The sequence below is a fragment of the Pseudomonas sp. LY-1 genome, assembly GCF_053502595.1.
In genome coordinates, this window is record NZ_CP094353.1 from 827,435 (window position 1) to 851,719 (window position 24,285).

Here is a 24,285-nt window from a genome sequence, read left to right on the forward strand (position 1 = left end):
CAACTGACACATCGCTATCGGGGGCAAGCCCCCTCCCACATTGGTTCAATGGTGTCCCTAGGGCTTGACGCGGGACTCGTGCATTCGCGCCAATTGCCGCTCCAGCATCGACGGATACGGCTCCATCAAGCGCTCTACGCAACTGGCGCCCTCGGGGCTGGCAATCGGACGGATGCGCGCGCGTTGGCGGATCAGCGTGTCTTCGCTGATCTTGCGCTCCACCAGCAGCAGGTTGCGGCTGTGTTGGGACAAGGCCAGGGCGTCCTGGGCGATTTCGGTCAGCAGCAGGTCGATCTGGGTCATGCCGAACAGGTCGTCGCCAACGGTCAGGCCCAGTTGCAGTTGCAGCGTGATGCCGCTGTCGGCCACTTCGATCTGCAGCTCATGGCCCAGGGCGCGCAGCAGTTCGCCGCAGCAGATGGCGTTGGTCAGGTAGTCTTCGCCGCTGTCTTCGCTGTGGAACAGCATCAGTGTGCTGCCATCGTTCAGGGTGTGCAGCTCGCTCTGGTAGAGCGAGGCGGCCTGGTCGAGGCAGTCGCGGTAGCGTTCCAGCAATTCCGTCAGGCGGGCGCGGGGCAGGCGGCGCAGTTGGTCCTGGGCGCCCAGTTGCACGGCCAGGACCGCACTGTGTTGGGGTTCGGCGTTCTTTGCCGGCACGGGCTTCGGCGCGACAGCCGGGCTGCTGGCCGAGGTGTCGCGCAGGTCGGCGAACGGGTCTTCGTCGTCCAGCTCGTCTTCTTCGGCCTTGATTACATGGCGTGGCGCAGGCTTCAGGCCCGCGACCGGCGCGCTTTCGTCAAAGCCCGGGTCGCGCAGGTTGCGCACTTCAAAGGCAGGTTCGTCGTAATCGCTGTCGTCGAACTCGGGCTCGGGTTCAACCTCGTGTACCACCGGTTCCGGGGCGAAGCTGGCGTGAAGCTGGCGCGCAAGGTCGCCGATCTCGTCCTGACGATCGGTGGCCGGGGTGTGCTCGTCGATATCCCGCAGCCAGATGCGCAGTTGCATCAACGGTGTGGAGATATGCCGCCCCAGACGCAGGCTCAAGGCCAGGGCCAGCGCCAGCAGGATCGCGCTGAGGATGCCCATGCTTTGCAGGCTGATGGTCATCGGCTGCTGGAATTGCTGCATGTCCAGGCTGATGCGCAATTGGCCGGCTTTCACATCCTGAAACGTGATATTGCTCTGGTACAGGCCTTCGGCTTCACCCAGCAGGCCGTTTTTCGGGCGTTGCCCGGCTTCGGCCATGATCCGGTTGTCCACGCTGTAGATGGCGGCATGGGCCACCAGCGGGTTCTTGGTCAGGTTGTTGAGCAGCACGTTGAGGCTGAGGATGTCGTTGGACACCAGCAGCTCGGTCGCCGAGGTGGCGGTCTGGGTGGTCAAGCTCTCGCCCAGGGCATCGGCTTGTTCGTGCATGGCCTGTTTGAACTGCAAACCCATCACGCAGGCGTAGATCACCAGGGCCAGGGCGACCAGGATCACGTTATGGCTGGCGATGCGTAATGCGATCGGTACACGGCGGTGGCGCAGTGCCCGGAAGATCAGCAGGAAGAAGTTGTCGGTTTTTACTGGCGTGGGCCGGTTCACTTGAGCTCGGCTCTTTAGTCCGTGAAGTTGACGCGCAGTATAGCGACAGGCCCAAGACCGGCAAAGCGCTGGCTGTGCCCGATGGTCACTGAAAGTGGGTAGAATGCGGTTTTTTTCCAGCCTGGGGGTGCGCTTTGCGCGAAATTGTCCTGATTAACATCACGGGGGAAGACCGGCCAGGTCTGACCGCCGCCATTACCGGGGTTCTGGCCCAGGGTGGTGTGAACATTCTCGACATCGGCCAGGCGGTGATCCACGACACCCTATCCTTCGGGATTCTGGTGGAAATCCCCAGCACCGAGCAGGCGTCGTCTGTCCTCAAGGACATCCTGTTTACCGCGTACAAGCTGGATCAGCAGGTGCGTTTCACCCCGGTGTCCGAAGAGGATTACCGGCATTGGGTGTCCGGCCAGGGCAAAAAGCGCCATATCGTGACCTTGCTGACCCGCAAGGTGACGGCCGAGCAGTTGCAGCGCGTCAGCTCGATCACCGCGCAATATGGCTTGAATATCGACCATATCGACCGTCTGTCGGGCCGCATGCCATTGGACACGCCAGATGACCAGGGCAAGGGTTGCATCGAGTTTTCCGTGCGCGGCGAACCGGCCGATCCCCAAGCCTTGCGTGCCGACTTCCTGAGCGTGGCCCAAGAGCTGAATGTCGATATCGCCTTCCAGGAAGATTCGCTGTTCCGCCGCAACCGCCGCCTGGCGGTGTTCGACATGGACTCCACGCTGATCGAAGCCGAAGTCATCGACGAACTGGCCAAGGCTGCCGGTGTGGGTGAGCAAGTCTCCGCGATCACCGAGCGCGCCATGGCCGGCGAGCTGGATTTCCGCGCCAGCTTCAAGGAGCGCCTGGCGTTGCTCAAGGGCCTGGATGTCAGCGTGCTGGATTCGATCGGCGCCTCCCTGCGCCTGACCGAAGGCGCCGAAACCCTGTTCGCCGAACTCAAGCGCCTGGGCTACAAGACTGCGATCCTGTCCGGCGGCTTCAGCTACTTCGCCAAGCAATTGCAGGCCAAGCTGGGCATCGACTATGTGTTCGCCAACGAGCTGGAAGTGGTGGATGGCAAGGTGACCGGCGTGGCCGTGGAGCCGATCGTCGACGCGCAGCGCAAGGCCGACTTGCTGCGGGAATTGGCTCACAAGGAAGGTTTGCGTCTGGAACAGACCATTGCGGTCGGCGACGGTGCGAATGACTTGCCGATGCTGGCGATTGCCGGGTTGGGCGTGGCGTTCCGCGCCAAGCCGCTGGTCAAGCAATCGGCCAAGCAGGCGATTTCGACCCTTGGGTTGGACGGAGTGCTGTATTTGCTGGGCTTTCGCGACCGCGACGGGCAGCTCTAACTGAAACAATGCGCTTAAAAATGTGGGAGGGGGCTTGCCCCCGATGGCGGTGGCTCAGCTACAAATAAGTGACTGACCCACCACTATCGGGGGCAAGCCCCCTCCCACATTGGATCTTTGCAGGCTTCGGATCAGGCTTTCGGTAACGCGATGCCCTGGCCCATCTGCACTGGCGAACCCGCCACCAGTGTTTCTGCCCACTGCACCTGATCCGGCCCGAACAGCACGATCGCGGTCGAACCCAGCTTGAAGCGACCCATCTCTGCGCCTTTCTCCAGGTGAATCGGCGCACGCGCGGCTTCGTCGTAGCGGAAGGTTTTCAGCTCGCGCTTGGGCGGCGTGACCAGGCCGGCCCACACGGTTTCGATCGACGCCACAATCATCGCGCCCACCAACACCACGGCCATCGGGCCGCGTTCGGTGTCGAACAGGCAGACAACCCGCTCGTTACGCGCAAACAGCTCCGGCACGTTTTCGGCGGTGGTCTGGTTGACCGAGAAAATCCGCCCTGGCACGTAGACCATCTCGCGCAAGGTGCCCGCCAGTGGCATATGCACCCGGTGGTAGTCTTTCGGCGACAGGTAAATGGTGGCGAAATCGCCGCCCATGAACGGCGTAGCCATGGCCGCATCGCCGCCCAGCAATTCCAGCACGCTGAAACTGTGGCCCTTGGCCTGGAACACGCGACCATGCTCGATCGGGCCGAGCTGGCTGACTGCGCCATCGGCTGGGCTCAGCACGGCGCCCGGGGTTTGATCGAGTGGGCGCGCGCCGTCTTTCAGGGCGCGGGTGAAGAACGCGTTGAAGTGTTCGTAGGCGCTCAGGTCTTCAACCAGGGCCTGGGACATGTCCACTTGATAGCGCTTGGCGAACCAGGCGGTGAAGGCGTTCTTGAACCAGCGCACGCGGCACTCGGCAATGCAGCCGGCCAGGCGCGACAGCAAGTGGTGCGGCAGCAAGTACTGGCTGAGGATGAACAACTGCTTTTTCATTAACTGTCCTTAAACCTTAAATCTCGACGGGGGTGTCGGGGTGGTTGCCCCATTCGCCCCAGGAACCGGCATAACCTTTGACTCGCGGATAACCGAGCGCCTTGGCCACGAGGTAGGTGAAGCCAGAGCGGTGGTGAGTCTGGCAGTGGGTGATGATTTCTTTGTCGCGGGTCAGCCCGAGGTTTTCGAGGATCTGCGGCATGTCGCGGCGGATGCGCAGGTTGCGCGCCTTGTCCATGCCGGCAGTCCACTCGAAGTTCACGGCGCCGGGGATGTGACCGCCCTTGGCTGCCAGGACCTTTTCGCCGGAATATTCCAGCGGGCCGCGTGCGTCCCAGATGCCCAGGTCGGCGGCGCCGAGACGGCTTTGCAGGTATTCGCGGGTCGCGGTGGGGCCGTCATGCAGCGTGAGGCTGACAGGCCCGCCAGCCGGGGCCGGCACCTCGGTGGACAGCGGGAGCTGGTCTGCCAGCCACGCCAGCAGGCCGCCGTCGAGGTAGTGGTATTTCGTGTGGCCGATCACGTCGAGCAGCCAGATGAAACGTCCGGCCCAGCCACCGCCTTCGTCGTCGTAGACCACGTAGGTCGCGTCCGGGGTGTGGCCCAGCTCGCCGAACAGTTTTTCCAGGTCTGCCTTGTTCGGCAGCAGGCCGGGGGCTGGCGGCTGGCCCAGTTGGGTGCGCTTGGGGTCAACGAAATGCGCGCCGGGGATATGCCCTTCGGCGTAGCGGGCGGCGCTGGTGAGGTCCACCAGAATCAGTTGGTCGGCATCAAGGCGGCCAAGCAGGTCGCTGGGTTCGATCACCAGCGGCAAGCCAGAGAAGTCAGGCATGTGAGGTCTCCTGGGCACAAATGTTGGCGATAAAAGAGGGCGATTGTAGCGCAAGCATCAGCCGGTGCGGTTGGTAAAGCTGTGCAGGGCTTTCTCGATGCATTGAGCGGTTTTGCCGAAGGCCTGCACGGTGGTTTCCGAGAACGGCCCGCCGCCCTGGTCGGCGATCATCAGCATGACCACCCGGCCGTTGCAGCTCAGTGAGCGCAACAGCAGGTGTTCACCGTTGAACAGGCGACGCAGGATCGGCGGCAACAGGGCGGCAAATTGCGCGTGATTGTCGGGCGTGAGGCGCACCTGGGCGGATTTTTCCAGCATGCGTTGCAGCAGCGTGCTGTTGACCACGTCCAGGCTCAAGTTCGCGGCGTCCTTCGGCAGGCCGGCGGCCTGGTGGACGCGCAGGGTGCTCAGGGCGCGATCGGCCATGAACAGCAAGACGCGCTGCATGCCGCTGGCCTCCAGGGCTTCCTTGGCGCAGGTGGTCAGGTGCATGGCGTTGGCGAAGCGGCTTGGCTCCACCAGCAGTTCGGTGCAACGGCTGCGCCAGACGGCCAGGGCCTCGGCGGTTGGCGGCGGTGCGGGCAGCAGGCCGCGATGGATTTTCTGTACATTCCACGGCCAGATCAGCGACAGCGCCGGGTGCCAGAGGTCGGGCATCAGGGTTGCGCGAGCGCTGATCACCGCTTGCTGGTGAACCTGTTGCTGCACCTCGCTCAACGGCTGTTGCAGGTACAGCGCGGTGAGGTATTGCCAGCGCTCGGTATGCGGGCAGGTCCAGGATTCCTGGGCCGACATCGCCAGGCCGTTGGCCAGCAACACCGTATTGGCCGGCTGGTTCAGCCAGCGCCGCAAACTGGGTTCGGCATCCAGCAGTTGTTGCTGGCGCAGTGGGTCGTCTTCCCGGGCGATGCGCAATGCCTTGACCAGCAAGCGTTGCTCGGTCAGCAGCAGGTGATAGCCCTGGGATACCCAGATCGGCAGGTGCCAGGTTTCGGTCAGGCCAAGGCACAGGTCGAGCAGGCGCACGCCGAACAATTCCTGTTCGACCTGACGCGCCGATTGGCCTTTGTGGATCACCCGCAGTTCCCATTCTTCCAGGAGCTTGGGATAGGCCACCGCCATCGGCCACAACGGCGCCAGGAACAGCAGGCTGCCCCAATGAATGTCTTGCCACAACCGCGCCAGGCGGCTGGCGAACAAGCCGCTGGCTTGCTGCGACGCGTGGCGGCTGACCAGCACCAGTTGGCGAAAGGCGACGGGGATTTCATTCATCGGCACCGACGGCAGCCGTTCCAGCAGGTCCTCGGCGCGTTTGAGGCCGAGACGGTTAAGCGCCACCTCAAGGTTTTCTGCCGGTTCCGCCATGCTGCCATGGGTGTGGCTGTTGGCCTCGCGCATTACGCTGAGTACCAGCGACGGGCTGTTCTGCATCAGCTCGGCAATATCTCGCAAAGAACTGCGGCTATCGCGGATGGCTTTGCACACGCGCTCGTGGCTGGCCTGGGGAACGGGCAACCGGACTTCGTCCAGGCACTTGATCCAAGCGGCGAGAGAGATGGGTCTTACAGATGGGGCTGTCTTTTCATTGGCCATGATTGGGGCGCGATCATCACTTACTTCAACACGCCCTGAACGGGCCGAACTGGCTTTTCGCCTTGACGGCCTATAGTCTGGCGCAGTTTTGCCGATAAGTAGAACAAGAGTTTTTCAGTTACCCCAAATATGTCCATGAACCCGACGGCGCAAGTACAAAACCCCTATGGCTAAAATAATCGGCATCATCGTCGTCTTTGCAAGTGTGCTCGGTGGCTATGTCCTGTCTCACGGCAAGATTGCAGCGTTGATCCAGCCCTTCGAAGTGATGATTATTGGCGGCGCGGCATTCGGCGCATTCTTGCAGGCCAACCCCGGCTACATGACCATGCACGTGATCAAGAAGTCGCTGGGCATGTTCAGCTCGCGCTTCTCCCACACCTTCTACATGGAAGTGCTGGGCCTGGTTTATGAGATCCTCAACAAGAGTCGCCGTGAAGGCATGATGGCCATCGAAGCGGACATCGAAGACGCTGCAGCGAGCCCGATTTTCGCCAAGTACCCGGCAGTGCTCAAAGACGAGCGCATGACCGCCTACATCTGCGATTACCTGCGCATCATGTCCTCCGGCAACATGGCCCCCCACGAGCTGGAAGGCCTGTTCGACATGGAACTGTTCAGCCTCAAGGAAGAGCTGGAGCACCCGTCCCACGCCGTCACCGGTATTGCCGACGGCATGCCCGGCTTCGGTATCGTTGCGGCGGTACTCGGTATCGTGGTGACCATGGCCTCCCTCGGCGAGGGCGACCAGGCGGCCATCGGCATGCACGTAGGTGCGGCGCTGGTGGGTACGTTCTTCGGTATTCTCGCGGCCTACGGTTTCTTCGGTCCGCTCGCCACCTCCCTGGCCCACGATGCCAAGGAAGAAGTCAATCTGTATGAAGCGATCAAGGCCAGCCTGGTGGCTTCGGCCTCCGGCATGCCGCCTTCGCTGGCGGTGGAATTCGGTCGCAAGGTGCTGTACCCGAAACATCGCCCGAGCTTTGCCGAGTTGGAACAAGCGGTTCGCGGTCGCTAAGCCATGGAAAACAACCAGCCGATAATCATCAAGCGCGTCAAGCGCTTCGCTGCGGGGCACCATGGTGGCGCCTGGAAAATCGCCTTCGCCGACTTTGCAACGGCGATGATGGCGTTCTTCCTGGTGCTGTGGCTGATGTCCACCGCGACCCCCGAGCAGAAGATCGCCATCGCCGGTTACTTCAAGGACCCGATTGGCTTCTCGGAAAGCGGCACACCCTTCGTGATCGACCTGGGCGGTTCGCCGCAGTTGGCGCCGGAGCGCACCATCAACCCTGAGGTCAAGACCGAGGCGCCGCAGGAAAAAATTCCGATCGAGCGCGACACCGTCGAGAGCCTGGCCGAACAGGTCGAGCAGGAACGCCTCGAATTGTTGCTGAAGGAATTGCAGACCAAGGTCGAAGAAAACCCGCAGTTGCTGAAATTCAAGGATCAGATTTCCTTCGAGATCACGCCGGATGGCTTGCGCATCCAGATCACCGACGCCGCCAACCGGCCGATGTTCGACTCTGGCAGTGCGCGGTTGAAGCCGTACTTTGAAGACATCCTGCTGGCCATGGCCGACACCATCAAGGCGGTGCCGAACAAAATCAGCATCAGCGGTCACACCGATGCCAAGCCGTATTCGGGGCAGGGCGACTTCGGCAACTGGGAGCTTTCGGCCAACCGCGCCAACGCCGCCCGACGTGCGCTGGTGGCCGGCAGCTACCCGGACTCGCAGGTGGCGCGGGTGGTGGGTTTCGCTTCGTCGCAGCTGTTTGATTCGAAGGACCCATTCAACCCGATCAACCGTCGGATCGATATCGTTGTGCTGACCAAAAAGGCCCAGCGCGCGATTGAAGGTGATCAGCCGCCACCGCCACCGCCCCCAGATACGGGCACGCAGGGCGCAGCACCGGCCGACCCGAACGCGATCCCGCCGGGGCAGGAACCGTTGCCGGCGCATGAGCTGCGGCAGAAGCTGAACCTGTTCGAGGGCGGCGGGATGAAAGACCCTACGGTGCCGGGTACGGGATCGTAAGCTGTATACGACAAGGCCGCGATAAACGCGGCCTTGTCGTATGTGCTGTTTAGTAACTGCTCTCGGGCAAACTCGCAATAATCGACCGATAGCTGTTCATCCGTTGCTGCTGCACGCGGCCATCTTCCAACGCCTTGAGCAGGGCACAACCGGGTTCGCGGTCGTGTTTGCAGTCGCGGAAGCGGCAGGTGCCGATCAGGTCGTTGAACTCGATGAAACCGGCTTCCACGTCGCTGCGGCTGACATGGCCGAGGCCGAATTCACGAATGCCCGGGGAGTCGATCAGCTCACCGCCGCCGGGGAAGTGGAACAACCGCGCGGTGGTGGTGGTGTGGGTGCCCTGGCCGGACAGCTCCGACAGCGGGCCGACACGGGTGTCGACTTCCGGCAGCAGGCTGTTGACCAACGAGGACTTGCCCACGCCAGACTGGCCGACGAACACGCTGATGCGCCCGTCCAACTGGTGTTGCAGCTGTTCCATGCCATTGCCGTGATGAGCCGACACTTCCAGCACCGGGTAACCCAGGGTGCGGTAGACCGCGAGCAACGCGTTGAGCGCCGGGGCGTTCTGTTCGTCGATCAGGTCGAACTTGTTCAGCAACAACAGCGGGCGAATGCCGGCATGCTCGGCGGCGACCAGGTAACGGTCGATCAGGTTGGCATGGGGCTCGGGCAGCGGTGCGAAGACGATGACGATCATGTCGACGTTGGCCGCCACCGGCTTCAACTGGCCGCGGCTGTCGGGACGGCGCAGTTCGGTGGTGCGGGGCAGTTGCGCGACGATCACGCCGATGCCTTGGTTGCCGGCACGCCACACCACTCGGTCGCCGGTCACCAGCGCCGGCAGGTTGGCGCGCAGGTGGCAGCGGAAGACCTGGCCGGCGAGTTCGCCTTCGAGCGCCTCGACCTCGACCTGCACACCAAAGTGCGCGATCACCAGGCCCGTTTGTTCGGGGCCCAGGTCGCCGCCCTCGAGCGCTTCCACGGCGGAGGATTCACGTTTGGCGGCGCGTGCGGCGCGTTCGCCCTGAATCTTTTCGATGCGCCAGTTTTGGCGACGGTTGAGCTGGCGTTTGGCCATTGGTGTTCCGTGTCGATAATGCAAAGGTTGGGTGAAACGGTCGCGAGTCTAGCACGGCCCCGCCTGCTAAACTGCGCAGCTACGCCAAGGTGCCAAGAGAATCAAGCCATGCAAAACCCACAGAATCTGATTTGGATCGATCTGGAAATGACCGGTCTGAACCCCGACACCGACGTCATCATCGAGATGGCGACCATTGTCACCGACAGCAACCTCAACACCTTGGCCGAAGGTCCGGTGATCGCCATCCACCACAGCGACGCCGTCCTCGCCACCATGGACGAGTGGAACACCCGCACCCACGGCAACTCCGGCCTGACCCAGCGCGTGCGCGACAGCCGTGTCAGCATGGCCGAAGCCGAAGCCGAAACCATCGCCTTCCTGGAAAAGTGGGTGCCCAAGGGCAAGTCGCCGATCTGCGGTAACAGCATCTGCCAGGACCGCCGCTTTCTTTATAACCACATGAAGGCGCTGGAAAGCTACTTCCACTACCGCAACCTGGATGTGTCCACGCTCAAGGAGCTGGCCGCGCGCTGGGCGCCGGAAGTCAAAGACAGCTTCCATAAAGGCAGCACTCATTTGGCGCTGGATGACATTCGTGAGTCGATCGCCGAGTTGCAGCACTACCGCAAGCACTTCATCAAGGCTTGATGCTGGGGGCGCCTCGGTCTTTCGCCAAGCGCCCTCTTTTGGTGCCGTCAGCAAATGATTAGACTGCGCGCCTCTTTGTAAGGATCGCCATCATGCTGCTGATGCTCTACCTCGTCGCCATCACCGCCGAAGCTATGACTGGCGCCTTGTCTGCCGGTCGGCGCGGCATGGATTGGTTTGGCGTGGTGCTGATCGCCTGCGTGACGGCGTTGGGTGGCGGTTCGGTGCGCGATGTGCTGCTCGGGCATTACCCGCTGACCTGGGTCAAGCACCCGGAATACCTGGTGCTGACCTCCGTTGCCGCGCTGGTGACGATCTTTATTGCGCCGCTGATGCGCCGCCTGCGCTCGCTGTTTCTGGCGCTGGATGCCGTGGGGTTGGTCGCCTTTACCCTGATCGGCTGCATGACCGCCCTGGAAATGGGCCACGGTATGTTGGTAGCGTCGGTCAGTGGCGTGATCACCGGGGTGTTCGGTGGGATCCTGCGGGATATTTTCTGCAACGACATCCCGCTGATCTTTCGCCGTGAGCTGTACGCCAGCGTGTCATTCCTCGCCGCTTGGTTCTACTTGCTGTGCCTTTACCTGCAATTGCCGGGCGAGCAGGCGATTATGCTCACCCTGTTCAGCGGCTTTCTCCTGCGCCTGCTGGCGATCCGTTTTCACTGGGAAATGCCCAAGTTCATCTACAACGACGACGTTCACTGACGCTCGGCGTGCTGCTTCAGCGCCCATTCCACATGTTCGCGCACCAGCTCCGACGGATAGTCCCGGCGCGCCTTCAAGGCTTCCAGCACCGGAATGCTCGATGGCGCATTGCCCAGGCCTACCGCCAGGTTGCGCAGCCAGCGCTCGTAACCTGCGCGGCGTAGGGGCGAGCCTTCGGTGCTGCTGAGGAATTTTTCCTCGTCCCACATGAACAGTTCGGCCAGTTGTGCGTTATCCAGGTTGTGTCGTGGCTTGAAATCGCTTTCGGCGGTGGTGCGGGCGAAACGATTCCATGGACAAACGATCTGACAGTCATCGCAACCGAAAACCCGGTTGCCGATCAGCGGGCGCAAGTCTTCGGGGATCGCGCTCTTGAGTTCGATGGTCAGATAGGAAATGCAGCGCCGCGCGTCCAGCACGTAGGGCCCGACGAACGCGTTGGTCGGGCAGATATCCAGACAGGCGGTACAGCGGCCGCAGTGCTCGGTGGCGTGGGGCGGATCGACCGGCAGCGGCAAGTCGACAAACAGCTCGCTGAGGAAGAAGTAGCTGCCGGCCTTGCGATTGAGGACCAGGGTGTTTTTGCCGATCCAGCCCAGCCCGGCTTTCTCGGCGATGGCTTTCTCCAGCACCGGCGCGCTGTCGACAAAGGCGCGAAAGCCGAAGGGGCCGATTTGTGCCTGGATGCGTTCGGCCAGTTGCTGCACGCGCTTGCGGATCAGTTTGTGGTAGTCGCGGCCCAGGGCGTAACGGGAGATGTAGGCTTTTTCCGGTTGGGCCAGCTGTTGCGCCATGTGCGTGTCGCCGGGCAGGTAATCCATGCGCAGCGAGACCACGCGCAAGGTGCCCGGCACCAATTCATCGGGGTGCGAGCGTTTGCTGCCGTGGGCGCCCATGTATTCCATCTCGCCGTGGTAGCCCGCGTCGAGCCAGCGTTGCAGGTGCTGTTCATGCTCGGCCAGGTCCAGGCCGCTGATGCCGACTTGTTGAAAGCCCAGCTCGCGGCCCCAGTCTTTGATCGATTGGGCTAGCGCGGGCAGATCGGAAGTAATAGCAGGCATGAGACACGGGAAACCACAGGTTAGATGAGTATAATTCTGCCAGACATCGGAGCTTGAAGACGCATGCCGCAGACAAAACACGCAATAACCGACGTTCAGCCCCTGTTGCCCGGCAATTTGCCGCAACTGGCTGCGCGTTCCCCGGACGCCCATAAAGGCCGCTTCGGTCACCTGCTGGTCATCGGCGGCGACCGAGGCTTTGGCGGCGCTGCGTTGCTCAGTGCCGAAAGTGCGCTGCGCAGCGGGGCGGGCATGGTGTCCCTGGCGACTCGCCTTGAACATGTGCCCGCCGCGCTGGCGCGCCTGCCGGAAGTCATGAGCGTCGGCGTGAGTTCGGCCAACCAATTGATGGGTTTGCTCGAAAAGATCTCGGTTATCGTCATTGGCCCGGGCCTGGGCCATGCCGCCTGGGGCAAGAGCCTGCTGTCCGTCGCCGCCAACGCCAAGCAGCCGCAAGTCTGGGACGCCGATGCCTTGAACCAGTTGGCGACCGGCAGCGTCAGTCTTCCCGCCAACTGCGTGATCACCCCGCATCCGGGCGAAGCGGCGCGCTTGATGGGTATTTCGACAGCTGAGGTTCAGGCGGATCGTCTTAAGGTGGCGCGCGCGTTGAGCCAGAAATTCAAGGCAGTGGCTATTCTCAAGGGGGCGGGCAGTCTGATCGCCAGCCCGGACGGTCGCGTCGCGCGATGTGACCAAGGCCATCCGGCCATGGCGACCGCGGGGCTCGGCGACGTATTGGCCGGCCTGGTGGGCGCGTTACTGGCACAAGGCATGCCCGCTTATGAAGCCGGCTGCCTGGCCGTGTGGCTGCACGCCACGGCGGGAGCCCGGCAGGGCGCCTTTGGTCGCGGCCTGGCGGCCAGTGATCTGATACCTGCCATTCGTCAATTGCTCGAGGAACAGTCGCCGTGCCTGAAGTAAACCTTTTCCTGGCGGATGAAGCGGCAATGGTCGCCTTCGGTCATCGGATTGCCCAGGTGACAGGCGGCGCGGGGCTGATCTTTCTCGAGGGCGACCTGGGGGCGGGCAAGACCACGCTGTCGCGGGGCATCATTCGCGGGTTGGGCCATGCTGGGGCGGTGAAAAGTCCGACCTTTACGCTGGTCGAGCCTTATGAGATCGGGGCGATAAGGGCCTTCCACTTTGATCTCTATCGTCTGGTGGACCCCGAAGAGCTGGAGTACATGGGGATTCGGGATTATTTCGAGGATGACGCGCTGTGCCTGATCGAGTGGCCAGATAAAGGCACAGGCTTTTTGCCAAAGCCGGACCTGACCATTACCATTACGCCGCATGAGCACGGACGTCGGCTGAAGTTGTTGCCTCAGGGTGCGCGCGGTGAGTCGTGGTGCGCTGCTCTGGCATTGGAATTCAAATAATTGGTGGGGTTAGGTATGCGCTTTCGCGCGTTGGTTGCTGTCGTAGGGGTGTTGCTTGCGGCAATGACTGTCAATGCTCTGGCTGCTTCACAGGTGAAGAGTGTTCGCCTGTGGCGAGCGCCGGATAACACGCGACTGGTGTTCGACCTGTCTGGCCCGGTCCAGCACAGCGTCTTTACCCTGACGGCGCCTGATCGCCTGGTGATCGACATCAACGGTGCGACCCTGGCCGCGCCGCTGAAAATCTCCACTGCCAACACGCCGATTACCAGCATGCGTTCGGCCCAGCGCACGCCGAGCGATCTGCGCGTGGTCATCGACCTGAAAAAGGCCGTGACCCCGAAAAGTTTCTCCCTGGCGCCCAACGCCCAATACGGCAACCGCCTGGTAGTCGACCTGTTCGACAACGCCGCCGATGCCGCACCGCCGCCCGCGCCGACGCCGAGCGTGGCGACCGTACCGGCCGTGCCGGTCAACCCGTCGCAACCGCAGGTCAAGTTGCCACCGCCGCCGCCGGCGCCAGCGGGTAAACGCGACATCATCGTGGTGATCGACGCCGGTCACGGTGGTGAAGACCCGGGCGCTTCCGGCTCGCGTGGCCAGCATGAAAAAGACGTGGTGTTGGCCATCGCCCGTGAATTGCAGCGCCAGGTCAACGGCATGAAAGGTTATCGCGCCGAGCTGACCCGTACCGGCGACTACTTCATCCCGCTGCGCGGTCGCACCGAAATTGCGCGCAAGAAGGGTGCCGACCTGTTCGTCTCGATCCATGCCGACGCCGCGCCGTCGGCTGCCGCCTTCGGCGCCTCGGTGTTTGCCCTGTCGGATCGCGGCGCCACATCCGAGACGGCCCGCTGGCTGGCTGACAGTGAAAACCGTTCCGACTTGATTGGCGGGGCCGGCAACGTGTCCCTCGACGACAAGGACAAGATGCTCGCCGGTGTACTGCTCGACCTGTCGATGACCGCCTCGCTGACCTCCAGCTTGAACGTCGGGCAGAAAGTCCTGAGCAACATCGGTCGCGTGACATCGCTGCACAAACAGCGCGTGGAGCAGGCCGGGTTCATGGTGTTGAAATCGCCGGACATCCCGTCGATCCTGGTGGAAACCGGGTTCATTTCCAACGCCAACGAAGCCTCGAAACTGGCCAGCGCCAGCCATCAGCAGGCATTGGCACGTTCCATCAGCTCCGGCGTGCGCCAGTTCTTCCAGCAGAACCCGCCACCGGGCTCGTATGTCGCCTGGCTGCGCGACTCCGGGAAAATCGCCCAGGGCCCACGTGACCATCGTGTACAGCCTGGCGATACCCTCGCCATGTTGGCGGTGCGCTTCCAAGTGTCGTCTGCGACGTTGCGCAGCGCCAACCACCTGAAAACCGATGAGCTGAAAGTCGGCCAGGTGTTGACCATCCCCGGCACTGAATTGGCGGCACAGTAATGAGCGAATCGATCCTCAACAGCGGCTCGCGCATCGAACTGCTCAGCCCGCGCCTTGCCAACCAGATTGCGGCGGGCGAGGTGGTCGAGCGGCCGGCGTCGGTGATCAAGGAGTTGCTGGAAAACAGCATCGACTCCGGCGCCAAGCGCATCGATGTCGATGTGGAGCAAGGCGGCGTCAAGCTGCTGCGGGTGCGTGACGACGGCAGCGGCATCTCCTCCGATGACCTGCCGCTGGCCTTGGCGCGGCACGCCACCAGCAAGATTCGCGACCTGGAAGACCTTGAGCGGGTGATGAGCCTGGGCTTTCGCGGTGAGGCCCTGGCCTCGATCAGTTCCGTGGCGCGCCTGACCCTGACCTCCCGCACGCGCAGCGCCGACCAGGCCTGGCAAGTGGAAACCGAAGGCCGCGACATGGCGCCTCGGGTCCAGCCGGCTGCGCATCCGGTGGGCACTTCGGTGGAGGTGCGCGACCTGTTCTTCAACACCCCGGCGCGGCGCAAATTCCTCAAGGCCGAGAAAACCGAATTCGATCACCTGCAGGAAGTCATCAAGCGCCTGGCCCTGGCGCGCTTCGACGTGGCATTCCACCTGCGCCACAACGGCAAGACCATCCTCAGCCTGCACGAAGCCAACGACGACGCCGCGCGCGCTCGGCGGGTGGCGGCGGTGTGCGGCGCGGGGTTCCTGGAGCAGGCGCTGCCGATTGAAATCGAACGCAATGGCCTGCGCCTGTGGGGTTGGGTGGGGTTGCCGACGTTCTCCCGCAGCCAGGCGGACTTGCAGTATTTCTTTGTGAACGGCCGGGCGGTGCGCGACAAGCTGGTGGCCCACGCGGTGCGCCAGGCGTATCGCGACGTGCTGTTCAATGGGCGGCACCCGACGTTTGTGCTGTTTTTCGAGGTCGACCCATCGGTGGTCGACGTCAACGTACACCCGACCAAGCATGAAGTGCGCTTCCGTGACGGGCGCATGGTGCATGACTTCCTCTACGGCACCTTGCACCGCGCGCTGGGCGATGTGCGCCCGGATGACCAACTGTCCGCGCCGATCGTGACGGCGGTGGTTCGTCCGAGCGGCCCGCAAGCCGGCGAGTTCGGTCCGCAGGGCGAAATGAGCCTGGCGGGCAACCTGCTGCAGTCGCCGCAACCCCAGCCGAGCTACACGGCGCCGGGTTCGGGTTCGGGGGCGGGCTATCAGTATCAATACACCCCGCGTCCGCAATCGGCGGTGCCGGCGGCCGAGGCCCAGGCGGCCTATCGTGAATTCTTTGCGCCGCTGCCGGGCGCCGAGCCGAGCGCGGTCGCGTTGCCCGAAGGTGGCGGGGATATTCCGCCACTGGGCTATGCATTGGCGCAGCTCAAGGGTATCTACATCCTCGCGGAAAACGCCCACGGCCTGGTGCTGGTGGACATGCACGCGGCCCACGAACGGATCATGTACGAGCGCCTGAAAATCGCCATGGCCAGCGAAGGCCTGAGCGGTCAGCCGCTGTTGGTGCCGGAATCCCTGGCGGTCAGCCAGCGCGAAGCCGATTGTGCCGAAGAGCACGCCAGCGTGTTCCAGAAACTCGGTTTTGAACTGCAACGCCTGGGCCCGGAAACGCTGGCGATTCGCCAGATTCCCGCGCTGCTCAAGCAAGCCGAGGCCAACCGGTTGGTGGCCGACGTCTTGGCGGACCTGATGGAGTACGGCACCAGTGATCGTATCCAGGCGCACATCAACGAGCTGCTCGGCACCATGGCCTGCCACGGCGCGATCCGCGCCAATCGCCGCCTGGCCTTGCCGGAAATGAACGGCCTGCTGCGCGACATGGAAAACACCGAGCGCAGCGGACAATGCAACCATGGCCGACCGACCTGGACCCAAATGGGCCTGGACGATCTGGACAAACTGTTCTTGCGCGGCCGCTGATGAGTGCCTTGCCCCCCGCGATCTTCCTGATGGGCCCCACGGCCGCCGGCAAGACCGACCTGGCTATCGAGCTGAGCAAAGTGCTGCCCTGCGAACTGATCAGCGTCGACTCGGCCCTGGTTTATCGCGGCATGGACATCGGCACGGCCAAGCCTTCGAAGGAGTTGCTGGCGCAATATCCGCACCGCTTGATCGACATCATCGACCCTGCGATGAGCTATTCGGCGGCGGATTTCCGCAGCGATGCCCTGGCGGCCATGGCCGATATCACTGCGCGTGGCAACATCCCGCTGCTGGTGGGCGGCACGATGCTCTACTACAAGGCTTTGCAGGAAGGCCTGGCGGATATGCCGCCGGCCGACGCTCAGGTGCGCGCCGAGCTTGAAGAAGAAGCGGCGCGCCTTGGCTGGCAAGCCCTGCACGAGCAACTGGCGGCGGTCGATCCGGTGTCCGCTGCGCGCATCCACCCCAACGATCCGCAGCGCCTCAGTCGAGCTCTGGAAGTCTGGCGGGTAAGTGGTCAGACCATGACCGAGCATCGGCAGCGACAATCTGCGCAAAGTGCTGACGCAGGCGCATCGGGGCGCTCACAATTGCCCTATACTGTGGCGAATCTGGCGATTGCTCCGGCAAATCGCCAGGTGCTGCATGAACGAATTGCACAAAGATTCACAATTATGTTGGAACAGGGGTTCGTGGAGGAGGTCGTAGCACTGCGTTCAAGAGGTGACCTGCATCCGGGGTTGCCTTCGATACGTGCTGTAGGCTATCGCCAAGTCTGGGATCATCTGGATGGCAAGCTGACGTCAGCCGAAATGCAGGAGCGCGGCATCATTGCCACGCGCCAATTGGCGAAGCGCCAGTTCACCTGGCTGCGCAGCTGGAGCGATTTGCACTGGCTGGACAGCCTGGACAGCGACAATCTGTCACGCGCCTTGAAATACTTGGGAACGGTCTCCATATTGAGCTGAGTCCTTGCAATTGCCGTCTATCCTTGGGGGTGTGACGGCCATAAGCTATTTATTTTCCGATTTTTTATTATTGATCCTTAAAGGAGTGCGGCACATGTCAAAAGGGCATTCGCTACAAGACCCTTACTTGAATACTTTACGTAAAGAGAAAGTGGGGGTTTCCATCTACCTGGTCAACGGTATCAAGCTGCAAGGTACGATCGAATCGTTCGACCAGTTCGTTATCCTGCTGAAAAACACCGTCAGCCAAATGGTTTACAAGCACGCTATCTCGACAGTCGTTCCCGTCCGTCCAATCCGTCTGCCTAGCGCGACTGATGGCGAACAGGGTGACGCTGAGCCAGGTAACGCCTGATAGGAGTCTCCTTTGTTCTTTGAGCGCCACGGTGGTGGTGAGCGAGTGATCCTCGTTCACTTGGATGGACAGGACCCTGAGGCGCGCGAAGATCCGCAGGAGTTTCAGGAGTTGGCTAATTCGGCCGGCGCCGAGACCGTTGCGTTTTTTAACGTGCCGCGTCATCGGCCAACCGCCAAATACCTGATTGGCAGCGGCAAGGTCGAGGAACTGCGCGACCTGGTCCATGCCGAACAGGCCGATCTGGTGATCTTCAATCACATCCTCACGCCCAGTCAGGAACGTAACCTCGAACGTGTTTTCGAGTGTCGCGTGATCGACCGTACCGGCCTGATTCTCGATATTTTCGCCCAACGCGCGCGTACCCATGAGGGCAAGCTCCAGGTTGAACTGGCCCAGCTTGACCACATGAGCACCCGGCTGGTGCGCGGCTGGACTCACCTTGAGCGTCAGGGTGGCGGTATCGGCATGCGTGGCCCGGGCGAGACCCAGCTGGAAACCGACCGGCGACTGTTGCGGGTTCGCCTGCGTCAGATCAAGGGCCGGCTGGAAAAAGTCCGCAGCCAGCGCGAACAATCGCGACGTGGCCGCAGCCGTGCGGATATCCCGACCGTTTCCCTGGTGGGTTACACCAACGCCGGCAAGTCCACGCTGTTCAACAACTTGACCAAGTCGGACGTGTACGCGGCCGACCAACTGTTCGCGACCCTCGACCCGACCCTGCGCCGCCTGGAACTGGCCGACCTGGGGCCGATCGTGCTGGCCGACACCGTGGGCTTCATTCGGCACTTGCCGCACAAGCTGGTCGAGGCGTTTCGGTCTACGCTCGAAGAGTCGAGCAACTCCGACCTGCTGTTGCACGTGATTGATGCGGCCGAGCCGGATCGCATGTTGCAGATTGAACAGGTGATGGTGGTGCTGGGCGAGATTGGTGCCCAGGACTTGCCCATCCTCGAGGTCTATAACAAACTCGATTTGCTTGAAGGCGTTGAGCCACAAATTCAGCGCGACGAGGACGGCAAGCCCCAGCGGGTCTGGCTGTCGGCGCGTGATGGCCGGGGCCTGGACTTGCTCGAGCAAGCGATTGCCGAGTTGCTCGGCAACGATTTGTTCGTCGGCACCTTGCGCTTGCCTCAGCGTTTTGCTCGACTGCGTGCACAGTTTTTCGAGCTGGGCGCGGTACAGAAAGAAGAACACGATGAAGATGGCGTCAGCTTGCTGGCCGTTCGATTGCCGCGCTCGGAGCTGAATCGGCTGGTCAGTCGCGAAGGCGTTGTACCGACAGAGTTCATCGAGCAACACACTTTGCAATAAAAGCCTGAGAAAGCGGTTGTGCCGCAGTAGCAGGCATTCTGTAGCATTGGTCGGCGCGCCGTGGGTGCGTCTTTGCTTTATCAGATGGAGAGCGCTATGGCTTGGAATGAGCCGGGTGGCAACTCGAATAATCAGGATCCTTGGGGTGGTAAGCGCCGCAATAATGGCGACCGCAAGGGGCCGCCGGATCTCGACGAGGCCTTCCGAAAGCTGCAGGAAAGCCTGAATGGGTTGTTCGGTGGTGGAAAAAAACGCGGTGGTGACGATGGCGGTCGCACAAGCAAGGGCGGCGGCTATGGCCTGCTGGGCCTTGGGCTTGTCGTGCTCGCGGCCGTGTGGCTATACAGCGCGGTCTACGTGGTGGACGAGCAGGAGCAAGCCGTGGTGCTGCGCTTCGGCAAATACTACGAGACTGTCGGCCCGGGCCTGAACATCTACTTCCCGCCGATCGACAAGAAGTACATGGAGAACGTCACGCGTGAGCGTGCCTACACCAAGCAGGGCCAGATGCTGACCGAAGACGAGAACATCGTCGAAGTGCCGCTGACCGTGCAGTACAAGATCAGCAACCTGCAGGACTTCGTGCTGAACGTCGATCAACCTGAGATCAGTCTGCAACAGGCGACTGAGAGCGCCCTGCGCCACGTGGTGGGTTCCACCGCGATGGATCAGGTGCTCACCGAGGGTCGTGAATTGATGGCCAGCGAGATCAAGGAGCGCCTGCAACGGTTCCTCGACACCTATCGCACTGGTATCACCGTCACCCAGGTCAACATACAGAGCGCAGCGGCACCGCGTGAAGTGCAGGAAGCCTTCGATGACGTGATCCGCGCCCGTGAAGACGAGCAGCGTTCGCGCAACCAGGCTGAAACCTACGCCAACGGCGTCGTGCCGGAAGCCCGTGGTCAGGCCCAGCGCATCCTTGAAGATGCCAACGGTTACCGCGATGAAGTGGTCTCCCGCGCCAAGGGTGAGGCGGATCGCTTTACCAAACTGGTCGCCGAGTACCGCAAGGCACCGGAAGTCACGCGTGAGCGTCTGTACCTGGACACCATGCAGGAAGTCTTCAGCAATACCAGCAAGGTTCTCGTGACCGGCGGCAAGGGTGGGCAGAACAACCTGCTGTACCTGCCGTTGGACAAGATGATCGAGGGTGGACGTAGTGGCGCCAGCGCACCGGCCACCGGTTCGAATGCCGCTGCCAACGAAGCGAGCGCCCGCGCGGCCGCTGACTTGCTGCAACAGCAAACACGTACCAGGGAGAGTCGTTGATGAGCAATAAATCGCTGACCGCCCTGATTGTGGGCGTCGTCGTGGTCATCGCTGCCTGGAACTGCTTCTACATCGTCGCTCAGACCGAGCGTGCGGTGCTGCTGCAATTCGGTCGCGTGGTCCAGGCAGACGTCCAGCCGGGCCTGCATGTGAAAGTCCCCTACGTCAACCAGGTGCGCAAGTTCGACGCGCGCCTGATGACCCTGGATGCACCGACACAGCGTTTCCTGACCCTGGAAAAGAAAGCCGTGATGGTTGACGCCTACGCCAAGTGGCGCGTCAAGGATGCCGAGCGCTTCTACACCGCGACCTCCGGCCTCAAGCAGATTGCCGACGAGCGTTTGTCGCGTCGTCTGGAATCGGGCCTGCGTGACCAGTTCGGTAAACGCACCCTGCACGAGGTGGTGTCCGGTGAACGTGATGCGCTGATGGCGGATATCACCCGTTCGCTGAATACGATGGCGGAAAAAGAGCTGGGGATCGAAGTTGTCGATGTCCGGGTCAAGGCCATCGATCTGCCGAAGGAAGTGAACCGCAGCGTGTTCGAGCGCATGAGCACCGAGCGTGAGCGTGAAGCGCGTGAGCACCGCGCCAAAGGTAACGAACTGGCCGAGGGTATCCGTGCGGATGCCGACCGTCAGCGTCGCGTACTGCTGGCCGAGGCCTATCGCGAGTCTGAAGAGGCGCGTGGTGACGGTGATGCGCAAGCCGCGTCGATCTACGCCAAAGCCTACGGCCAGGATCAGGAGTTCTACGCGTTCTACCGTAGCCTGCGTGCCTACCGTGAAAGCTTTGCGAACAAAACCGACGTCATGGTGCTGGACCCGAGCAGCGACTTCTTCCGCTACCTGGAAAAGTCCAAGTAACTCATTGTTCACTCCCGTCGGGCGGCTAAAACGCCTGGCGGGGTGATCCTTTGAGAAAACGGGTGTATGATGCGGCAGCCGGGAAATTCCCGGCTTTTTTGCGTCTGCATGTTTGATTCGGCAGGCGCGACAGGTTTTTCGAGGAAAGTGCCCGACGAGGCCGTTTGCAGGCCGTTCGTCACGTCGCTCTTGCGCGTGGTTTATGCCGGGGGCGGGCATTTTCTGCTTCACTCAAGGCTCGGCCGAGGGCTGGCCGCCCGGATCATAGGGGAATGGCGTAATGGCAACGGTAGACCGCTGGCTGCTGCCAGATGGCATCGAAGAAGTACTGCCACCAGAAGCTGCGCGCATTGAAGTAGCGCGTCGCCAGGTGTTGGATCTGTTCCAGAGCTGGGGTTACGAGTTTGTCGTGACCCCGCATATCGAGTACCTGGAATCCCTGCTGACCGGCGCGGGCCAGGACCTCGATCTGCGCACGTTCAAGGTCATTGACCCGCAATCGGGCCGGCAAATGGGGTTCCGTGCCGACATCACGCCGCAAGTGGCGCGCATTGATGCACACACCCTGCGTCGCGAAGGCCCGAGCCGCCTGTGCTATGCCGGCAGTGTGCTGCATGCAAAGCCGCGGGCGTTGTCGTCGTCGCGCAGCCCGATCCAGTTGGGCGCCGAGTTGTATGGCGATGCCAGCCCGAGCAGCGACGTGGAAGTCATCAGCCTGATGCTGGCCATGCTGCAACTGGCTGACGTGCCGGATGTCCACATGGACCTGGGCCACGTCGGTATCTACCGTGGCCTGGCGCGTGCGGCCGGTTTGTCCGGTGAAGTGGAGCAACAGTTGTTCGATGCCCTGCAGCGCAAGGCAATCGATGAAGTCGTCGCCCTGACCGAAGGCGTGCCGGCCGAACTGGCTGACATGCTGCGTGCGCTGGTGAACCTGTGCGGCGGCCGCGAAGTCCTGGACGCTGCCCGTGAGCGCCTGGCCAATGCGCCGGCGCCAGTATTGGCGGCACTGGATGACGTGCTGGCGATTGCCGCGCAGTTGTCGGCGCGGTTCCCGCAACTGCCGCTGTATTTCGACCTGGGCGAGTTGCGCGGTTACCACTACCACACCGGTGTGGTGTTCGCTGTGTTTGTGCCGGGTGTTGGCCAGGCCATCGCCCAGGGCGGTCGTTATGACGATATCGGCGCCGACTTCGGTCGTGCGCGTCCGGCCACCGGCTTTTCCACCGATTTGAAAACCCTGGTGACCCTGGGGCGTGCTGAGGTCGAGCTGCCGTCTGGTGGCATCTGGATGCCCGACAGTACGGACGCAGCACTCTGGCAGCAGGTTTGTCAGTTGCGCGGTGAGGGTCAGCGTGTCGTCCAGGCGTTGCCTGGGCAGCCATTGGCCGCCGCCCGTGAAGCGGACTGCGACCGGCAATTGATTCTGCAGAACGGGCTTTGGCAAGTATCGCCACTGGCTTCTTGAGTTTTCCTGCCGGCCATCGCCGGCACCAAGTTTGCGCGAATGAGGACAAGTGTTATGGGTAAGAATGTCGTAGTCCTGGGCACCCAATGGGGTGATGAGGGCAAAGGCAAGATCGTTGATCTGCTGACCGAACATGCTGCCGCCGTAGTGCGCTACCAAGGTGGCCACAACGCTGGCCACACCCTGGTCATCGATGGCGAAAAAACCGTCTTGCACCTGATCCCGTCGGGCGTCCTGCGCGAAGGCGTGCAGTGCCTGATCGGCAACGGCGTGGTGGTTGCACCCGACGCCCTGATGCGGGAAATCACCAAGCTGGAAGAGAAAGGCGTACCGGTGCGCGAGCGCCTGCGTATCAGCCCGGCCTGCCCGCTGATCCTGTCCTTCCACGTCGCGCTGGACCAGGCTCGTGAAAAGGCCCGTGGCGAGCTGAAGATCGGTACTACCGGTCGCGGTATCGGCCCAGCCTACGAAGACAAGGTTGCGCGTCGTGGCCTGCGTGTTGGCGACCTGCTCAACATGCCGCGCTTTGAAGACAAACTGCGTGAGTTGGTGGATTACCACAACTTCATGCTGGTGGGTTACTACAAAGAGCCAGCCATCGAATTCGACAAGACCCTGGCCGAATGCAAGGAATACGCTGAGCTGCTCAAGCCGCTGATGCTGGACGTGACGGCCGAGCTGCACGACCTGCGTCGCGCTGGCAAAGACATCATGTTCGAGGGCGCCCAAGGTTCGTTGCTGGACATCGACCACGGTACCTACCCCTACGTGACCAGCTCTAACACCACCGCTGGCGGCGTCGCTACCGGTTCGGGTGTTGGCCCGATGTTCCTGGACTACATCCTGGGCATCACCAAGGCTTACACCACGCGGGTCGGTTCGGGTCCATTCCCGACTGAACTGTTCGACGAAGTGGGCGCGCACCTGGCTAAACAAGGTCACGAGTTTGGCGCGACTACTGGCCGTGCTCGTCGTTGTGGCTGGTTCGATGCCGTTATCCTGCGTCGCGCTATCGATGTGAACAGCATCTCGGGTATCTGCCTGACCAAGCTGGACGTACTCGACGGTCTGGAAACCATCAACATCTGTGTCGGTTATAAAGATGCAGAAGGTAAGGTCGTTGCCCCGACTGACGCTGACAGCTACGTAGGTCTGCAGCCGGTGTACGAAGAAGTACCGGGCTGGGTCGAATCGACCGTGGGTGCCAAGACCCTGGAAGAGCTGCCCGCCAACGCTCGTGCTTACATCAAGCGCGTTGAAGAGCTGATCGGCGCACCGATCGACATTATTTCGACGGGCCCGGACCGCAACGAGACCATCGTTCTGCGTCACCCGTTCGCTTAATAAGCTGTTGATGTAAAACGCAAAGGGCTCCTCAGGGAGCCCTTTTTCGTTTAAGTTCGCCAAACGGCACGA

22 protein-coding genes are annotated in these 24,285 nt (G+C 62.1%); 16 read left to right on the forward strand and 6 right to left on the reverse strand.

The features are described 5' to 3' along the window. Window positions 1-57: 57 nt before the first annotated feature. Complete coding sequence (locus MOQ67_RS03630) at window positions 58-1,587, reverse strand: AhpA/YtjB family protein (RefSeq protein WP_017849772.1); 1,530 nt, start codon at window positions 1,585-1,587, stop codon at window positions 58-60. A 134-nt stretch (window positions 1,588-1,721) separates the two neighbouring features. Here MOQ67_RS03630 and serB point away from each other — a divergent pair, with 134 nt between their 5' ends. Next, complete coding sequence (serB, locus tag MOQ67_RS03635; protein WP_017849771.1) at window positions 1,722-2,936, forward strand: phosphoserine phosphatase SerB; 1,215 nt, start codon at window positions 1,722-1,724, stop codon at window positions 2,934-2,936. Between the two features lie 131 nt (window positions 2,937-3,067). Here the strand turns inward: serB and asd are convergent, their stop codons facing one another. From asd to MOQ67_RS03650, 3 genes are read right to left on the reverse strand one after another with little or no spacing between them, the layout of a single operon-like run. Further along, window positions 3,068-3,928, reverse strand: coding sequence for an archaetidylserine decarboxylase (asd, locus tag MOQ67_RS03640; protein ID WP_198717390.1), 861 nt, complete (start codon window positions 3,926-3,928; stop codon window positions 3,068-3,070). A 16-nt stretch (window positions 3,929-3,944) separates the two neighbouring features. Next, the gene (rhdA, locus tag MOQ67_RS03645; protein ID WP_046490724.1) at window positions 3,945-4,760 is read right to left on the reverse strand and encodes a thiosulfate sulfurtransferase; all 816 of its coding nucleotides are present in this window, start codon (window positions 4,758-4,760) and stop codon (window positions 3,945-3,947) included. A 57-nt stretch (window positions 4,761-4,817) separates the two neighbouring features. Next, window positions 4,818-6,353 carry an HDOD domain-containing protein gene (locus MOQ67_RS03650; RefSeq protein WP_046384912.1) on the reverse strand — a complete coding sequence of 512 codons (1,536 nt, stop codon included), beginning with the start codon at window positions 6,351-6,353 and terminating at the stop codon, window positions 4,818-4,820. A gap of 166 nt (window positions 6,354-6,519) precedes the next feature. Here MOQ67_RS03650 and motA point away from each other — a divergent pair, with 166 nt between their 5' ends. After that, window positions 6,520-7,371, forward strand: coding sequence for a flagellar motor stator protein MotA (gene motA / locus MOQ67_RS03655; protein ID WP_017849767.1), 852 nt, complete (start codon window positions 6,520-6,522; stop codon window positions 7,369-7,371). 3 nt (window positions 7,372-7,374) lie between these two features. After that, complete coding sequence (gene motB / locus MOQ67_RS03660) at window positions 7,375-8,391, forward strand: flagellar motor protein MotB (protein WP_046490721.1); 1,017 nt, start codon at window positions 7,375-7,377, stop codon at window positions 8,389-8,391. Between the two features lie 49 nt (window positions 8,392-8,440). Here the strand turns inward: motB and rsgA are convergent, their stop codons facing one another. Next, complete coding sequence (gene rsgA / locus MOQ67_RS03665; RefSeq protein WP_017849765.1) at window positions 8,441-9,472, reverse strand: small ribosomal subunit biogenesis GTPase RsgA; 1,032 nt, start codon at window positions 9,470-9,472, stop codon at window positions 8,441-8,443. Window positions 9,473-9,580: 108 nt separating this feature from the next. On the opposite strand from rsgA, the gene orn reads away from it, so the two are divergent. Both orn and MOQ67_RS03675 read left to right on the forward strand, forming a co-directional pair. Further along, window positions 9,581-10,123, forward strand: coding sequence for an oligoribonuclease (orn, locus tag MOQ67_RS03670; protein WP_017849764.1), 543 nt, complete (start codon window positions 9,581-9,583; stop codon window positions 10,121-10,123). Between the two features lie 89 nt (window positions 10,124-10,212). Then, entirely contained in the window at window positions 10,213-10,830 is a 618-nt protein-coding gene (locus tag MOQ67_RS03675; protein WP_169850564.1) for a trimeric intracellular cation channel family protein, read from the forward strand. Here MOQ67_RS03675 and queG read toward each other — a convergent pair. Next, window positions 10,824-11,891 carry a tRNA epoxyqueuosine(34) reductase QueG gene (gene queG, locus MOQ67_RS03680; protein ID WP_198717389.1) on the reverse strand — a complete coding sequence of 356 codons (1,068 nt, stop codon included), beginning with the start codon at window positions 11,889-11,891 and terminating at the stop codon, window positions 10,824-10,826. The genes MOQ67_RS03675 and queG overlap by 7 nt on opposite strands. A 63-nt stretch (window positions 11,892-11,954) precedes the next feature. On the opposite strand from queG, the gene MOQ67_RS03685 reads away from it, so the two are divergent. The 11 genes from MOQ67_RS03685 (at window position 11,955) to MOQ67_RS03735 (ending at window position 24,213) form a co-directional block, all read left to right on the forward strand. Then, window positions 11,955-12,815 (forward strand): NAD(P)H-hydrate dehydratase, encoded by an 861-nt coding sequence (locus MOQ67_RS03685; RefSeq protein ID WP_198717388.1) that lies wholly within the window; start codon window positions 11,955-11,957, stop codon window positions 12,813-12,815. Beyond that, window positions 12,803-13,273 (forward strand): tRNA (adenosine(37)-N6)-threonylcarbamoyltransferase complex ATPase subunit type 1 TsaE, encoded by a 471-nt coding sequence (gene tsaE / locus MOQ67_RS03690; RefSeq protein ID WP_198717387.1) that lies wholly within the window; start codon window positions 12,803-12,805, stop codon window positions 13,271-13,273. The genes MOQ67_RS03685 and tsaE overlap by 13 nt, the downstream gene beginning before the upstream one ends. Before the next feature lie 15 nt (window positions 13,274-13,288). Next, window positions 13,289-14,710: an N-acetylmuramoyl-L-alanine amidase gene (locus tag MOQ67_RS03695; RefSeq protein ID WP_017849759.1), complete on the forward strand. Its 1,422-nt coding sequence runs from the start codon at window positions 13,289-13,291 to the stop codon at window positions 14,708-14,710. Beyond that, window positions 14,710-16,623 (forward strand): DNA mismatch repair endonuclease MutL, encoded by a 1,914-nt coding sequence (mutL, locus tag MOQ67_RS03700; protein WP_017849758.1) that lies wholly within the window; start codon window positions 14,710-14,712, stop codon window positions 16,621-16,623. Before MOQ67_RS03695 ends, mutL begins: the two co-directional genes overlap by 1 nt. Further along, window positions 16,623-17,594 carry a tRNA (adenosine(37)-N6)-dimethylallyltransferase MiaA gene (gene miaA / locus MOQ67_RS03705; protein ID WP_017849757.1) on the forward strand — a complete coding sequence of 324 codons (972 nt, stop codon included), beginning with the start codon at window positions 16,623-16,625 and terminating at the stop codon, window positions 17,592-17,594. The genes mutL and miaA overlap by 1 nt, the downstream gene beginning before the upstream one ends. Window positions 17,595-17,688: 94 nt before the next feature. Beyond that, window positions 17,689-17,949 carry an RNA chaperone Hfq gene (gene hfq, locus MOQ67_RS03710; RefSeq protein ID WP_017849756.1) on the forward strand — a complete coding sequence of 87 codons (261 nt, stop codon included), beginning with the start codon at window positions 17,689-17,691 and terminating at the stop codon, window positions 17,947-17,949. Between the two features lie 12 nt (window positions 17,950-17,961). Then, the gene (hflX, locus tag MOQ67_RS03715) at window positions 17,962-19,263 is read left to right on the forward strand and encodes a ribosome rescue GTPase HflX (protein WP_046384903.1); all 1,302 of its coding nucleotides are present in this window, start codon (window positions 17,962-17,964) and stop codon (window positions 19,261-19,263) included. Window positions 19,264-19,359: 96 nt separating this feature from the next. Continuing rightward, on the forward strand, window positions 19,360-20,535 hold the full coding sequence (hflK, locus tag MOQ67_RS03720; RefSeq protein WP_017849754.1) for an FtsH protease activity modulator HflK: 1,176 nt from the start codon (window positions 19,360-19,362) through the stop codon (window positions 20,533-20,535). Next, on the forward strand, window positions 20,535-21,401 hold the full coding sequence (hflC, locus tag MOQ67_RS03725; RefSeq protein ID WP_017849753.1) for a protease modulator HflC: 867 nt from the start codon (window positions 20,535-20,537) through the stop codon (window positions 21,399-21,401). Before hflK ends, hflC begins: the two co-directional genes overlap by 1 nt. 280 nt (window positions 21,402-21,681) lie before the next feature. Continuing rightward, window positions 21,682-22,869: an ATP phosphoribosyltransferase regulatory subunit gene (locus MOQ67_RS03730; RefSeq protein WP_017849752.1), complete on the forward strand. Its 1,188-nt coding sequence runs from the start codon at window positions 21,682-21,684 to the stop codon at window positions 22,867-22,869. A 54-nt stretch (window positions 22,870-22,923) separates the two neighbouring features. Beyond that, the gene (locus MOQ67_RS03735) at window positions 22,924-24,213 is read left to right on the forward strand and encodes an adenylosuccinate synthase (RefSeq protein WP_017849751.1); all 1,290 of its coding nucleotides are present in this window, start codon (window positions 22,924-22,926) and stop codon (window positions 24,211-24,213) included. Window positions 24,214-24,285 lie beyond the last annotated feature (72 nt).